Here is a 14,475-nt window from a genome sequence, read left to right on the forward strand (position 1 = left end):
TCCGGCGGTTTGGAATCGGCTATCGGCGGTTTTCGGCCGGGAATTCCGGCACCGCGCCGTTCTTTTCCGTCCGGAGGTCTTCCACCCGCGTGGCCAGCTCGCCCATCGTGGCGGCCAGCAGAATTTCGGCCGGCCGTACCCGGACGCCGAATACGCGGGAAATGCGGGAGGCCAGCTGGGTGGCGCCGAGGGAGTTCCCGCCCGCGTCGAGGAAGTTGTCGTCGGAGCGCGGTGACCGACCGCCGAGCACCTGCCGACAGAGTTCCAGCAGCTCGCTCTCCAGGGGTCCGGCCGGGTCGGCGCCCATCGGCGCGGCCGCCACGGCCGAGGCCAGCGCGGAGCGGTCCACCTTGCCCGTCGCGCCGAACGGGATCCGCGCCAGGACGTGCCAGCGCGGCGGCAGCATGTACGAGGGCAGCCGTCCCGCGAGCCGGGCGGCGAGCTCCCCGGGCAGGGCGGCGGCGTCGGTGCCGGGCGCCGGGAGGACGTATCCGGCCAGCACGGCCGACGGGCCGTCGCCCTCCTTCTCCACGAAGGCCGCGTCCACGAGTCCGGTCGCCGTGGCGGCCAGCTCGATCTCCGGGAGCTCGATCCGGAACCCGCGCAGCTTGACCTGGCGGTCGCGCCGGCCCAGCACCTCCAGGGCGCCGGAGGGCAGCTGCCGGGCGAGGTCCCCGGTGCGGTACAGGCCGGGTCCGCCGTCCGGGTCCGCGACGAAGCGCTCCGCGGTGAGCTCGGGGCGGCCCACGTAGCCGAGGGCGACCCCGGCCCCGCCGACGCACAGTTCGCCGACCTCGCCGGCCGTCACCGGGCGCAGCGCCTCGTCCAGGACGTACAGCTCGGTCTCCTGCAGCGGGTAGCCGACCGGCACCCGTTCCAGGCCGGCGACGCTCTGCCCGGTGCAGTCGAAGTAGGCGGCGAAGGTGGTGGTCTCGGTGGGGCCGTAGCCGTTGACCAGGCGGCCGGGCGGGCCGGCGGCGAGCACCCGCCGCACGGCCGGCAGCTCCAGCTGCTCGCCGCCGACCACCACGGTGGCGAGCGAGGAGCAGGCGTCCGGCACCTCCCGGGCGAGGGCGTGGAAGAGCGAGGTGGTCAGGAACATCGCGGTGATCCGCTCGCGGCGCACCAGCGCCACCCACTCGTCCATGGCCAGCTCGGCGACGGACGGCAGCACCACCACCTCGCCGCCGGCCACCAGGGTGTTCCAGACCTCGAAGGTGGTGGCGTCGAACGCCGGGCTGGAGAGCTGGGCGACCCGGTCGCCGGGCTCGACGGTGCAGAACCTGGCCGCCACCGCGAGCCGCAGCACGGCCCGGTGCGGCACCAGGACGCCCTTGGGCCGGCCGGTCGAGCCCGAGGTGAACAGGGCGTAGGCGGGATCGTCGCCGCCCGTCTCGGGGAGGACCGACCTGCCGGTGACCGGCGGCTGCTCGGCGGCCAGGACGTCGAGGTGGGGCGCGACGTCGGCGAGCACGCTGTCCGGGCGGCCGTCCGAGACCGCCACCTTCACCCGGACGTCGTCGAGGATCTCCGCCACCCGCCGGGCCGGCGCCCGGGTGTCCAGCGGGAGGTAGGCCGCACCCGCCCGGAGGATGCCGAGCATCGCCACCACCAGATCGGTCGACCGGGCGGAGTCCACCACCACCAGGTCGCCCGGGGCCACGCCCCGCCGCACCAGGGCGGCGGCCAGCCGGCCGGACCGGGACCACAGTTGCCGATAACTCAGGCTCTTCCCCAGGAGGGGGTCGGTCACCGCCGGAGCGTGTCGGCGTAACTCCACCGAACGTCTGACAGCATCCGCCACTCCAGGACCCCTACGTAACACCAGACCCCCCGGGCCTATGAGAATTCGGTTTCATCGCGTGTCACGGATCGATGTCATCTTGCTGGCCGTTCACCCTCTGCGTCAAGGATTGATCGAGAGTGACTGGAGCCGCCATCGGAATGCGATCTTCCGTATTCCATTCACTGTAAGAGGGGAATTCATGAAGGCTCAGACCACTGAAAACCACCCGTCCGATCGTACCCGAACCCTGGTGCTGACCAGCAGGTCAGCGGCCGTACTGGACCGGGTGCGCGACCCCCTCGCCGCCCTCACCCCGGCGGAGCGCCGACGGGCCGCCGCCCTCCCGGACCGGGACGACCGGGACACCTTCACGGCGGCACACCTACTCGCCCGGATCGCCGCCGCCGAGCTACTCGGCTGCGCCCCCGAGGATGTGACGATCCGTCAAGAATGCGAGTACTGCCCGGCGGAGCACGGCCGGCCGAGCATCCCGCTGGTTCCGGGCCTCGCCGTCGGCTGGTCGCACACCCGGGGCGGACTGGTGGCGGCGGCGGCCGGCGCCGGTCCGCTCGGCGTCGACATCGAGACCACCCCGGCCCGGCACTCCCCCGCCCTGGCCCGCCGGTCGCTCGCCCCGGCCGAGTACCGATGGATGTCCGAGGCGCCCGATCCCGCGGCGGCCTTCCTCGACCTCTGGGTCCGCAAGGAGGCCCTGATCAAGGTCGGCCGGCTCACCCTGGGCACCCTCGCCCGCGTCGACCTGGTCGGCAACGACCTTGAGCCCACGGCGAGTTGGGAAGGATTTCAGCTGGTCCCGGTCCGCCGTGGACCGCTCATCGGGGCCTGCGCCCTGCCCGCTCCGGCGGCCGACCGGCTCACCGTCCACCACCTGTGAGCGGGCACCCGGCACACCGCGATCCACCCACCGCGCGCAACGGTAGGCGTGGCCGAAACACGTGCACCCCGGCCGCCGGGGAGGGCGGCCGGGGCACCAACCGGCGGGGCACCGGCGGGCGGGGCGGGTCAGATCTGCGCGGTGGTGCTCGGCCTGTTCGTCCTGGCGGCGGGGTTCGCACCCTGGCTCGCCCCGCAGGACCCGGCCTTCGGCGAGCTCGGCAACGGCTTCGCCGGCCCCGGCCCGGACCACTGGCTCGGGACGGACGGCGGCGGGCACGACACCTTCTCGGCGCTCGTCGAGGGAGCCCGCAGCGGTCGTGCGCTACATCTGCGACGAGGCCCTGGTGATGTACCGCGGCCGGACGGTCGAGCACCGGCCCGTCGGCGACCTCCTCACCGCGCCCCGGCACCCCTGCACACGGCTGCCGCTGTCCTCCGTCCCGCGCCCCGGGTGGGACCCGGGGGCCATCGGCGCCCAGCGCCGCGAGCTCGCGGCGGCGGTCGGCTGAGGAGAGGCGAGGAGAGGAGGTGGAAGAGAAGGGAGACGGCGCTACGGAGAGCCCGGGGGGAAGAGCGTGCTGGGGCGGCGGGTGTGGTCGTCGAAGATGACGTGCTGGCCGGGGGAGGCGCCGGACAGCGCCCACAGGCCGATCGCGCAGGCGACGGCGACCAGGACGAGCGCGGTCGAGACCATGATCGCGCGGCGTCGCACCTCGCAGCGCTTCCACGTCCGTTGGGCGCGCTGGTAGGCGTCGGGGGGCGCATCGACGGTCGCCGCGAGATGCGCGAGAACGGTCCGCAACCGCTCTTCGGTGGAAGCGCTCATGCCTGGGTTCCCTTCATGACGCTGCTCAGCCTCGCCATCCCTCTGGAGGCATGGGACTTCACGGCGCCCGGTGAGATACCCATGATCTCCGCGATCTCCGCCTCCTTGAGGTCGAGCCAGTATCGCAGAACCAGCACCTGGTGCTGCCGGGCCGGAAGGGCCGCCAACGCCTTGACCACCAGCCGGTGTTCGTCCCTGATGATGGCCTGGGCCTCGGCCGACAGCTCCAGCCGCTCGATGTGGTGGGTGTGCTTGCGAACCACCCGGAGGTGGCGCAGCCGCATCCGGGCCATGTTGCAGACGGTGCCCCTGAGGTACCCCAGCGCGGCGTCCGGCGAACGCAACCGCGCCCATCGGCGGTGGAGTTGGTAGAAGGCCTCGGCCACCACGTCCTCGGTGTCCCCGTCGGCGCCGAGCAGGAAGGCCAGCCGGAGGAGTCCGCGGTGGTGGGTGGCGAACAGGTGGGCGATGGCGGCGTCCCGGTCGGCGTCGCGCAGGTCGAACTCCTCCGGCCGTCCGGGCTGTTCCCGGTCCGGCGGCCCGCTCCCCCGGTCGGCCACCATGAAGGCCTCGGACGCCTGGGCAAAGTGGCTCACGCCCCGCTCCTCATCCGTCGACCCGCACCGCGAATCGCGAGCCTCTGCGCTGGACATCCCCGACCTCCTCCCCCGGGGGCTCGGACCGGCGCGGCACACCGACGCGATCGAGTACCGGGGTCAGGACCACGACCACGAGGAGGTTGGCGCAGAGCGCCGTGACCGCGACGTACACGGGCAGGTGGACGAGCCCCAGGCCCACGTCGACGACCGAGGAGAAGCCGCCGCTGACCACCATCGCCGTCCCCAGCAGCATGCCCCCCGCCCAGCCGGCGAGCAGGGCCCGGTGGTGGAACCAGCGGGTGAACGGCGCGAGCCCGACCGCGGGCAGGGTCTGGCTGATCCAGACCCCGCCCAGCAGGTGGAGGTTGATCGCGTCCTGCGGGTGGAGGGCGAGCGCGAAGGCGAGGGCGCCCACGATGATCACCACGGCGGCGAACCGGGCCGCGCGGACCTCGTGCTTCGGGGTGGCGGTGGGGTTGAAGTACTCGGCGTAGATGTTGCGGGCCATCAGGGTCGAGATCCCGATGGCCATCACCGCGGCCGGGAGCAGCGCCGCGATCGCCAGCGCGCCGAGGAGCAGTCCCTCGACCGGGGGCGCGTCGAGCCGGCGGAGCAGCATCGGCACCGCCAGTTCCGCGTGCCCGACCGGGGTCCGGACGTCCAGCGCCAGCGCGACGAAGCCGAGGTAGGCGAACAGGCCCAGCGCGGCCGTCCACAGCGGCAGCGACAGGACGGCGCGGCGCAGGGCGTCGGTGCTGCGGGCGGCGAAGGACACCGTGAGCACCTGCGGGTACATCAGCTGGGCGAGCACCGATCCCAGGGCGAGCGTCAGGTAGGCGGTCTGGGAGCCGGGCGGGGTGAGCGAGCCGAGGCCCTCGGCGGACAGCCGCCGGCCGGCCACCTCGAACACCTCGCGGGGGCCGGCCACGTTCCGGGTGACCAGGACCAGCACCACGGCCAGCATGCCGAAGATCAGGACGGCCTTGAAGCGGGCGAACCAGGAACAGGCCCGCAGTCCGCCGGGGAGCAGGACGAGGACCAGTACGGCGAACACCCCGGCGAGGCCGAGGAGTCCGACGAGGCCGCCCGGGTCGATCCCCATGACCCGCAGGACGGCTTCGAGTCCAACCACCTGGAGGACCAGGTAGGGCATCGCGGCCAGGATGCCGGTGAGGGCGACCGCGAGCGCCAGCGCGTGCGAGCGGTGCCGGACCAGCGCCAGGTCGGCCGCCGTCATCAGCCCGTGCCGGACGGCCAGTCGGCGCAGTTGCGGGAGCACCACCATGGCGACGGGTTGCAGCAGTACGGTGTAGGCGAGCGCGTAGAGCCCGAACCCGCCGGTGGCGTAGGTGAGTCCGGGGACGGCCACCACGGTGTAGGCGGTGTAGACGGTGCCGCCCAGCAGGACGGCCGTGCCGCCCGGACCGAGCCGCCGGCCGGCGAGCGCCCAGCCCGACGGCTGCGGAAGATCCCCCCGGTCCGAGCGCCGTACGGCGACGCCCACGGCGACGGCCACTCCCCCCACAACCATGGCGAACGAGGCCAACGAAACATTGTAGGACATCTGCCGCCTTCGTCTGCGTTCCTGTTCAGGCGTTCGTCATGTTCATGCGACAGGACCGTAATCCGGCGACGTGACGGACGCAACAAACCCGGAGACTCTTCCCGCGTGCTGAAACACCCACGCGTCCAAACCGGGCGAATTGTCGCGAAGCTCGCCATATGCCCGCAGTCACGAACTGTGACGTGCCTCACATGCCCAATCCCGGGGTGCCGGTAAACCGAAGGGCCCGTCCCGGCAACTCCCCTGTGAGGCGGAGCCTTGGGCCGCCCGTACCGGGTGGGTACGGACGGCCGACAACGAACCTCGTGGAAGGACGACGGGGACGGTGCGCCGGTCACCGCAAGGGCCGGCGCTCACACGGAGGACCCTTTCCGAATATCCGACCGGAGTACGGAATGCCCCTTTCAGAAAGCTTTCGAGACATTCGAGACAACGGTGCCGATCCGATGCGGCTGCGCTCCCTGCCGGCCGGGGCCAGCTACGCGGCCCATGCCGCCCCGGCCGGCCGCGGCCGGCCGGCGCCCGCGCCGGAGACCCCGGCGAACCCCCTGCCGGACCGCCCGCCGCGCCCGGCGGCCGAGCAGGTGATGTTCCGGCTGCTGGGACCGCTGGAGGTGGTCCACGACGGCCGGCTGCTGCCGCTGGGCGGCGTCATCCAGCGGACCACGCTGGGGTTCCTGCTGCTGCACGCGAACCGGGTGGTCTCCACCACCCAGCTGCTGAAGGCGATGTGGCCGCAGGAGGCCCCGCCGACCGCGCGGAAGATGCTCCAGAACGCCGTGTCGGGCCTGCGCGGGCTGCTGGCCCGCGCCCGCGTCGACCCGCGTGCGGCCGAGCTGGTGAGCCGCGCGCCCGGCTACATGCTGCGGATCGACACCAGCCGGATCGACCTGGCGCACTTTCAGTCGCTCGTCCAGGAGGGCCGGGCCAGACTCGTCGCGGGCTCGCCGGGCGACGCGGCCCGGCTGCTCCGGGAGGCGCTGGACTGCTGGCGCGGACCGGTCCTGGAGGACCTCGCCGAGACCGGGATCGACTGGCCGGAGCTGGCCGCGCTCCGCAACTCCCGGATGGCCGCCCTGGAGGACTTCTTCGAGGCCGAGTTGGAGGGCGGCCGCCACCACGAGGTGATGGCCGAGCTGGAGGCCGAAGTCGCCCTGGCCGCTCCGCGCGAGCGGATGTGCCACCTGCTGATGCTGGCGCTCTACCGCTGCGGTCGGCACGTCGAGGCGCTGGGCGTCTACCGCCGGCTCCGGCCGCGGCTGCTGGAGGAGTTCGGGCTGGAGCCCGGCAGGGAACTGCAGGACCTCTACCGGGCGATCCTGCGGCACGACCCCTCGCTGGACCTGCCCGCGGCGCCCCGGGGCACGACCGGTCGGCCGGCCGGACCGCGCCACCAGCCGGACCGGCAGGGGGTCGGCCCGGGCACCGCGTACTGCGCCGAGCCCCTGCCCGGCCCGGGGCTCGGAGCCGCCCCGGAGCGCCGGGGCACCGTGCGGCCGGCCACCGCCCCGGAGCTCCCCGGAAGCGCCCTGAACTCCCCCGACCGGACGGCCGAACTCGACCTGCTGATCAGCCTGTTGACGCTCGTCCGGCGCAAGCGCAAGCCGCACGTGGTCACCATCCTGGGCAACCGGCACACCGGGAAGAGCGGGCTGGTCACCGACTTCGGCGACAGCCTGCGGCGGGACGGCGTGGCGACGCTCTGGAGCACCGACGGGGTCGCGCAGCCGCGCGGGCACAGCTCCGGCGGCCTGCACAGCGCGCTCGAACAGGCGGCGGCCGGCCACCCGCTGGTGGTCGTCCTGGAGGACCTGCACCACTCCGACGACCCGGTGCTGGACTCGCTCGGCGAGGCCGTCCGCACCCCCGGCCCGCTGCCGCTGCTGGTGATCGTCACGGCCCGGCCGGAGCTCGCGGACCGCCGGCCGAGCTGGGACGACACCGTCCCCTGGTCCACCACCATCACCCTCGAACCCCTCTCGGCGGCCTGACCGGGAGCGGACGGACCGTCAGGGGGCGGACAGCACAGAGAAGAACGGGCGCCTCGCCGCCCGAAGATGACGCACCGCCAGGAATCGGGGGACGGGCGCCTGCGCACGGTACGGCGACCCGACCGCCGTACGGCTCAGGCGCCGAACCGTGCGGCCGGTGCGCGGCCAGGGCGGCGCACCCGGGAAAGCATGGCATTTCGCCTTCGCGGCCGCCGACAGTTCGTCCATCATCCGGTAATCGCCGAGGAATCGGACAGGCAGTGGCGCGCCCGGTGGACCGCCGATTACCGCGGAGTGGAAATGGAGAGAGCGATCTCCCTGGACAGCCCGGACGGCGGTCACCTAGCGTGTTCCGGGCCGGGGCGGTCGACCGGCAGCGAAGATTCGTACAGAACACGGAATTCGGGGAGGGGTTCGATATCATGAACCGGCATCTCGATTTCCTTTCGCAACGCCTGGCGGACCCGACCGGCGGCAGCCCGTCCGAGATCGGTGCCCGGTACAGCAACGACCATCTCGGAGCGGGCCGGCGTAGCTCCGTGACCGCGGCCGTGCGGCGGGCCGTCGAGGATTTCCGTGCCGGTTCCGGCGGCCCCCGGAAAAACACCTGACCAATCACCACCACGTACTCCCGGAAAAGGATCCGGCCGATCTCCGGGCAAGGAGAAGGCTCTCCTGTTCACCTCCGGACATACCGCCGACGACGGCGCGCCCGCCGTCCCGGCCGGCCTTTCCGGTGAATGCACGGTATTCCCCCGGCCCGACCGCCGAAGGCACCGCGCCACCCCCGCACACCCCTTTCCGTCCACCAAAAGGAGCGCATTCCGTGACCGTCACCTCCCAGGTCGTCAGGTCGGCGACCAACAAGATCGCTGACGAGCTCACCACCGAGAGCCTGCTCCAGCTGGCCAACCGCGAGATCGGCGCGATCCACGTCCGCGGCTACTACCCCGTCGACATCGCCAAGGAGGTCGCCCAGAAGGCGATCAACCACCAGGCCCTCGGCAACTACCACAAGCAGCACACCAGCAGCGTCGGCCGCGTCTACATGCCGCACATCGACACCAAGTGGGACACCGAGCTGACCAAGAAGTACCACGACGCGGCCCTGCCGGCGATCGAGGACGTCCGCTCGATGTTCCACCCCTACCTCTCGCCGATCGACCGGGTCCGCCTCCAGCTCCAGGAGCTGTGGCCGACCGGGGCGAACCTGCTGCGCCTGCGCGGCCGGGCCTGCTTCGTCGGCGCCTTCCGGGTGTTCCAGCCGACCACCTCGGAGTTCTACCCGCACAACGACGCGATCGACCAGGAGAGCGACGCCCCCGAGATCGAGGGCGTGCTCAACCAGCTGGTCGCCAACGTCTACCTCCAGGTCCCGGCGGAGGGCGGCACCCTGCAGCTGTGGCTGCGGGAGCCCACCGAGGAGGAGACCAAGGTCATCCTGGAGGTCGAGGGCCTGGAGCGGGACTCCGTGGAGGCCCCGGTGGTCGAGATCCACCCGGACGCCGGCGACCTGATCATCTTCAGCCCCCGGATGCTGCACGCGGTGACCTCGGGCCAGGGCGAGCACCGCGTCGGCGCGGCCGCCTTCATCGCCTCCAAGGGACCGCAGGAACCGCTGCTCTTCTGGAGCTGATCCCGGCTCCCCGCCCGTCCATCGATCAAGAGTCGACACGCAGAGGACTACGGCAGATGCTCCCGGCGCTGGTTCACGCGCACGCGAAGGCTCATCCGAACCGAACAGCCGTCACCGCAGGTCGCGACCACCTGACCTACGCTCAACTCGACGACAGGGTTTGTCGGCTGATCCACCGCCTGCGCCACCGGGGCATCGGCCGCGGCCACCTCGTCGGCGTCTACCTCGACCGCACGCCGGACGCGGTGGCGGCCCTGCTGGCCGTGCTCGGCGCGGGCGCCGCCTACACGGTGGTCGACCCCGCCGAGCCGGCCTCGACGAACACGGGCGGCCTGGCGGCCGGCCCCGACCTCGTCCTCAGCTCGCCCCGGTACCAGGAGGACCTGCGCCGGCGCGGACTGGACGTGCTGGACGTCTCGGGCGTGTTCGAAGCCGTGGACGTCCGGCCGCCGCACGAGGACGGGGCCGACCGCCCCGGGCCCGAGGAGGGCGACACCGCGTACGTGCTGTTCACCTCCGGCTCCACCGGGGTGCCCAAGGGCGTCATGGTCACCCACGGGAACATCCGGCACTACACCGAATCGCTGCTCGACCGGCTCGCCGTCGACGAGCCGCTGCACTACGCGCACGTCACCACGCTCGCCGCCGACCTCGGCAACACCGGTGTCTTCCTCGCCCTGTGGACCGGCGGCACCCTGCACCTGGTGGACGAGGCGACCCGGCGCGACCCCGCCGGCCTGCTCCGCTACCTGCAGACCGAGCGGATCGACGTCCTCAAGACCACCCCCTCGCACTGGACCGTCCTCTTCCAGGCCTACGGGCTGGACGAGCACTCCCGGCCCGCCCTGCGCCACCTGCTGCTCGGCGGCGAGCTGCTGGCCCTGCCGCTCGCCCGCCGCATCCTCGCCTCCGGCGTCACCCGCACCCTGGTCAACCACTACGGGCCGACCGAGGCGACGGTCGGCGTCGCGACGCACCTGCTCACCGGTGAGGCCGACCTCGACGCCCTGGGCGACGCCGCCTCCGTCCCCATCGGCAGCCCGCTGGGGACGAGCCGGCTCTTCGTCCGCACCCCGGACGGCGTGTTCCACCAGCGGGACGCCACCGGCGAGCTGTACATCGCCGGGCCCTCGGTGGCACTCGGCTACCGGGCGAACCCGCAGGCCACCGCGGCGGCCTTCACCGACGAGCTCGACGCCGCCGTCCCCGGCACCGGCCGCGCCTACCGCACGGGCGACCGGGTGCGCGCCGACGCCCGGGGCGTCCTGGAGTTCCTCGGCCGCGGCGACCGGCAGGTCAAGGTCGGCGGCTACCGGGTGGAGCTCGGCCACGTCGAGGCCGGGCTGCGCCGGCTGCCGGCCGTGGCCGACGCCCTCGTCCTGCTGCTCCCCGGGGAGCGGACCAGACTGGTCGCCGCCGTCGCCGCCCGGGCCGACGCGGACGGCCCCTCCGCCGACCTGCGGGAGCAGTTGCGCGAGATCCTGCCCTCGTACATGATCCCCTACCGGATCGAGGTGTTCGAGGCCTTCCCCCGCACCGGCAACGGGAAGACCGACCAGGGCGCGCTGCGCGGCCTGATCGAGAGCCGGCTGGCCGACCGCACCGAGCAGGCCCGCGCCACCGACGACCCGCTGCTCGCCGAGGTGTGCGAGGCCTGGCGGCGCCAGCTCGGCCACGACGACTTCGGCGTCCACGACGACTTCACCCTGGTCGGCGGCAACTCCATCGACGCCATCCAGGTCATCGCGGACCTCCAGGCCAGGGGCCACCGGGTCTCGGCCGCCGCCTTCCTGGCCGAGCCCACCGCGGCGGCGCTGGCCGCCCGGCTGCGGGCCGGCCGGGCGGCCACCGAACCCGGCCCTGGCGCCCACCGCGGACCGGGCCCGGGCCCGGCCCCGGCGGACGACACCGCGCTGTCGCCGGCCCAGGAGTGGTTCTTCCGGCAGGAGTTCGCCCAGCCCGACCAGTGGAACCAGGCCCTGCTGCTGGACGCCGACCGGTCCGTGCGGCCCGCCGAACTGGCCGCCGCCGTGGCGGACGTGGTCGCCCTGCACCCCCTGCTGCACACCGCCTTCCGGCCCGAACCCGGCGGCGGCCACCGCCGGGTGGCCGTCGACCCCCCGGCGGTGTTCACCACCTCCGCCCTGCCCGCGGACGAGGCGGCGGCCGCCCGGCACATCCGGGACACCGCCGCCGACCGGCAGTCCCTGATCCGGATCGCCGACGGCACGCTCTTCCGGGCCCACCTCTTCCTCGGCCCCACCCGGGCCCACCTCCTGCTCGTCGGCCACCACCTGGCCGTCGACGCCGTCTCCTGGCGCATCGTGGTCAACGACCTCAGCCGCTGCTACAGCGAGCGGATCCGCGGCGCCGCCCCCGGCACCGCGGCGTCCCCGACCGACTTCGGCGCCTGGGCCACCCATCTGCGCGCCCAGGCCCCCGCCCTGCGGCCGGACCTGGCGCACTGGGAGGACCTCGGCCGGTTCCCCACGGTGCCGAGCCGCTCCCCGGCCGACGACAACCGGGAGGGGGACGCCCAGGCAGTCTGGTTCCGGCTCTCCCGCGCCGAGACCGCCACCCTGGCCCGCGCGGCGGCGGCGAGCACCGGCATGCCCCCGCAGGCGGCCCTGCTCGGCTCCTTCGCCCAGGCGCTCTCCCGCCGACGCGGCACCGACGAGATCGTGGTGGACGTGGAGAGCCACGGCCGGGTCTCCCTCGACGAGTCCGTCGAGGTCTCCCGGGTGGTGGGCTGGTTCACCTCGACCTTCCCCGTCCGGATCGACACCGTCGCCGACGACGCGGCCGCCACCGGCAAGGCCGCCGCGGCGGCCCTGGCCGACATCCCCCGCTACGGCGTCGCGTACGGCCTGCACGACCGGCCGCAGCGCACCGACGTGTGCTTCAACTACCTCGGGGCGCTGGCCCTGCCGCACGGCGACGACCTGCACCTGGCCCCGTCGCGCCAGCAGCTCGGCCCGGTGCGCGGACCGCTCAACGACCGCGGCCACGCCCTCAAGCTCACCGCCCGCGTCCACGACGGGCAGCTGGTCGCCGACCTGTCCTACCCGCCGGGGCGGCACGACCCCGAGCAGATGCTCGCACTGGCCCGCGCCACCCGCGCGCACCTCCTGGAGGTCGCCGGACTCCCCCCGGGCGAGGGGCAGTTCGTGGTGGAGCACGGCTCCAGCACCGGACTGCTCGCCCAGGTGCCGCGCGCCCTGCACTGCGAACCCCCGGCCGGCTCGGTCCGCGAGTACGACAGCGTGCTGCTGACCGGCGCCACCGGCTTCATCGGCGCGCACCTGCTGCACCTGCTGCTCACCCGCACCACGGGCCACGTGCACTGCCTGGTCCGCGGCCGGGACGGCCGGCCCGCCGCCGAGCGGCTGCGGGACGCCTACGCCTGGCACCTGCCGGGCGAGGACCTGGACCGGTACGCCGGCCGCTTCACGGTGCTGGCCGGGGACCTCGCCGAGCCCGGCTTCGGCCTCGCGGAGGAGGAGCACGAGCGGCTGCGCCGCGAGGTCGGCGCGATCTACCACCTCGCCGCCGACACCCGGCTGTTCGGCGACCGCGACACCTTCGACCGGCTGAACATCGAGCCCCTGCGGGCACTGATCCGGCTGGCGTCCACCGGCCGGCCCAAGGACCTGCACTACGCCTCCACCCTCGCGGTGTCCGGCAGCGGCCCGGAGGGCGCCGCGGCGGTCTTCTCCGAGGAGAGCCTGAACGTCGGCCAGCGGTTCCTCAACGAGTACGAGCGCAGCAAGTTCGACGCGGAGCGCCTGGTCCACGCGTTCGTCGCGGCCGGCGGCTCCGGGTTCATCTACCGCTCCGGCAACGTCTCCGGGCACTCGGTGTCCGGCCGCTTCCAGCGCAACGGCGGTGACAACCGGCTGGTCCAACTCCTGCGCGCCGCCGTCCGGATCGGCAGGGTGCCCCGGGTCGGCGCCCGGACCCTGGCGCTCAGCCCGGTGGACCTGGTGGCCGAGGGCATCCTGGAGATCTCCCGCAGCGAACGGGTGCGCGGCGGCACCTTCCACGTCGACACCCACCACGAGGTCGGCTACGAGGACGTCTTCACCGTCCTGCGCGAGCTCGGCTGCACGCTGGAGCAGGACGAGGCCGCCGACTTCGCCTCGCTGTTCGGGCGCTACCTCGGGGATCGCGACGAGCAGGTCGTCCTGGCGCACTTCTGGGCGAGCCGGCCCGAACGCAACGTCCGGTACGACCACACCCGCACCAGGCGCCTGCTCGCCCACCTCGACGTGGAGTTCCCCGCGCCCGAACGCGGCTGGCTGCACAAGTACTTCACCGGCCTGATCGACCAGGGCGAGTTCTCCCTCGCCGCAGAGAAGTAGGGGTACGACATGACAGAGGGACGCATCGCCGTCGTCACCGGGGCCTCCTCCGGGATCGGACGGGCCGTCACCCGCCACCTCGCCCGCCGGGGCGTCCACGTGGTGGCCGCCGGGCGGAACGCCGAACGACTCGCCGAACTCGCCGAACCCGCAGGCGAGTCGGGCGAGCTGGGCGAGTCGGGCGCGCCGGGCGACGGGCCGGGCCGCATCGTCCCGTTCGCCGGCGACATCACCGCGCCCGGCCACACCGAGGAGCTGCTCGCCGCGGCCGAGCGGGAGTGGGGGCCGGCCGACATCTTCGTCGCCTCCGCGGGGCTCGGCCTGCCCGGGACGGTCCTGGGCTCCGACCCCTCCAGGTGGGAGGAGCTCGTCCAGGCGAACTACCTCGCCGTGCTGCGACAACTGCGGGCCTGCGCCGCCGAGTTCGTCAAGCAGGCGGAGGCGGACGGCGGAGCCCGGGTGCGGGACCTCGTGGTCATCGGCTCCACCGTCGGCCGGCAGGTATCGGCGGCCAACCCGGTGTACGGCTCGACCAAGTTCGCCGTGCACTCGCTGGTCGAGGCGCTGCGCCAGGAGGTGTGCACGCACAACATCCGGGTGACCCTGGTCGAACCGGGCTTCGTCCGCTCCGGATTCCAGGCCGCCGCCGGGTACGATGCCGCGTGGTTCGAGGCCATCGCCGAGGAGAACGGGCCGCTGTTGACGCCCGAGGACGTCGCCGACGTCATCGGGTTCGCGATCGGTCGCCCGAAGCACGTCCACCTCGACGACATCCGCCTTCGCCCCACCCGCCAGCGGGCCTGAGGCCGGCGGTC

Annotated in this window: 11 protein-coding genes; 7 read left to right on the forward strand and 4 right to left on the reverse strand. The window is 73.5% G+C overall.

What is annotated here, in order from left to right; genetic code table 11:
* Positions 1-19 precede the first annotated feature (19 nt).
* The gene (locus ACFVVX_RS25260; RefSeq protein WP_387948892.1) at positions 20-1,825 is read right to left on the reverse strand and encodes a non-ribosomal peptide synthetase; all 1,806 of its coding nucleotides are present in this window, start codon (positions 1,823-1,825) and stop codon (positions 20-22) included.
* A 160-nt stretch (positions 1,826-1,985) separates the two neighbouring features.
* Between ACFVVX_RS25260 and ACFVVX_RS25265 the strand changes: the two genes are divergently transcribed.
* Together ACFVVX_RS25265 and ACFVVX_RS25270 are read left to right on the forward strand one after the other, a co-directional pair.
* Positions 1,986-2,681, forward strand: coding sequence for a 4'-phosphopantetheinyl transferase family protein (locus tag ACFVVX_RS25265; protein WP_387948893.1), 696 nt, complete (start codon positions 1,986-1,988; stop codon positions 2,679-2,681).
* Positions 2,682-3,000: 319 nt separating this feature from the next.
* Positions 3,001-3,192, forward strand: a complete 192-nt coding sequence (locus ACFVVX_RS25270) for a hypothetical protein (RefSeq protein ID WP_387948894.1) — start codon at positions 3,001-3,003, stop codon at positions 3,190-3,192.
* Positions 3,193-3,233: 41 nt separating this feature from the next.
* Here ACFVVX_RS25270 and ACFVVX_RS25275 read toward each other — a convergent pair whose 3' ends face one another.
* The 3 genes from ACFVVX_RS25275 to ACFVVX_RS25285 are packed head-to-tail and all read right to left on the reverse strand — an operon-like array spanning position 3,234 to position 5,654.
* Positions 3,234-3,509 (reverse strand): hypothetical protein, encoded by a 276-nt coding sequence (locus ACFVVX_RS25275; protein ID WP_387948895.1) that lies wholly within the window; start codon positions 3,507-3,509, stop codon positions 3,234-3,236.
* Positions 3,506-4,105 carry a SigE family RNA polymerase sigma factor gene (locus ACFVVX_RS25280; protein ID WP_387948896.1) on the reverse strand — a complete coding sequence of 200 codons (600 nt, stop codon included), beginning with the start codon at positions 4,103-4,105 and terminating at the stop codon, positions 3,506-3,508. The genes ACFVVX_RS25275 and ACFVVX_RS25280 overlap by 4 nt, the downstream gene beginning before the upstream one ends.
* 10 nt (positions 4,106-4,115) lie before the next feature.
* The gene (locus tag ACFVVX_RS25285) at positions 4,116-5,654 is read right to left on the reverse strand and encodes a sodium:solute symporter (RefSeq protein WP_387948897.1); all 1,539 of its coding nucleotides are present in this window, start codon (positions 5,652-5,654) and stop codon (positions 4,116-4,118) included.
* 464 nt (positions 5,655-6,118) lie between these two features.
* On the opposite strand from ACFVVX_RS25285, the gene ACFVVX_RS25290 reads away from it, so the two are divergent.
* The 5 genes from ACFVVX_RS25290 to ACFVVX_RS25310 all read left to right on the forward strand — a co-directional run bounded on the left by ACFVVX_RS25290 (position 6,119) and on the right by ACFVVX_RS25310 (position 14,464).
* Positions 6,119-7,663: a BTAD domain-containing putative transcriptional regulator gene (locus tag ACFVVX_RS25290; protein WP_387948898.1), complete on the forward strand. Its 1,545-nt coding sequence runs from the start codon at positions 6,119-6,121 to the stop codon at positions 7,661-7,663.
* Between the two features lie 422 nt (positions 7,664-8,085).
* Positions 8,086-8,274, forward strand: a complete 189-nt coding sequence (locus ACFVVX_RS25295; RefSeq protein ID WP_387948899.1) for a hypothetical protein — start codon at positions 8,086-8,088, stop codon at positions 8,272-8,274.
* 215 nt (positions 8,275-8,489) lie between these two features.
* Entirely contained in the window at positions 8,490-9,299 is an 810-nt protein-coding gene (locus ACFVVX_RS25300) for a 2OG-Fe(II) oxygenase (protein ID WP_387948900.1), read from the forward strand.
* A 56-nt stretch (positions 9,300-9,355) separates the two neighbouring features.
* A complete protein-coding gene (locus ACFVVX_RS25305; protein WP_387948901.1) occupies positions 9,356-13,660 on the forward strand; it encodes an amino acid adenylation domain-containing protein in 4,305 nt (1,434 codons plus the stop codon).
* A gap of 9 nt (positions 13,661-13,669) precedes the next feature.
* On the forward strand, positions 13,670-14,464 hold the full coding sequence (locus tag ACFVVX_RS25310; protein WP_387948902.1) for an SDR family oxidoreductase: 795 nt from the start codon (positions 13,670-13,672) through the stop codon (positions 14,462-14,464).
* Positions 14,465-14,475 lie beyond the last annotated feature (11 nt).

Origin of the sequence: Kitasatospora sp. NPDC058170 (genome assembly GCF_042883905.1) — a bacterium.
In the GTDB taxonomy this organism is placed as follows: domain Bacteria; phylum Actinomycetota; class Actinomycetes; order Streptomycetales; family Streptomycetaceae; genus Kitasatospora.

Excerpts from the sequence above, each read along its gene's own strand:
- ACFVVX_RS25265 (WP_387948893.1), top strand. The coding sequence starts at position 1,986 with ATGAAGGCTCAGACCACTGAAAACCACCCGTCCGATCGTACCCGAACC.
- ACFVVX_RS25290 (WP_387948898.1), top strand. The coding sequence starts at position 6,119 with ATGCGGCTGCGCTCCCTGCCGGCCGGGGCCAGCTACGCGGCCCATGCC.
- ACFVVX_RS25310 (WP_387948902.1), top strand. The coding sequence starts at position 13,670 with ATGACAGAGGGACGCATCGCCGTCGTCACCGGGGCCTCCTCCGGGATC.
- ACFVVX_RS25295 (WP_387948899.1), top strand. The coding sequence starts at position 8,086 with ATGAACCGGCATCTCGATTTCCTTTCGCAACGCCTGGCGGACCCGACC.
- ACFVVX_RS25305 (WP_387948901.1), top strand. The coding sequence starts at position 9,356 with ATGCTCCCGGCGCTGGTTCACGCGCACGCGAAGGCTCATCCGAACCGA.
- ACFVVX_RS25275 (WP_387948895.1), bottom strand. The coding sequence starts at position 3,509 with ATGAGCGCTTCCACCGAAGAGCGGTTGCGGACCGTTCTCGCGCATCTC.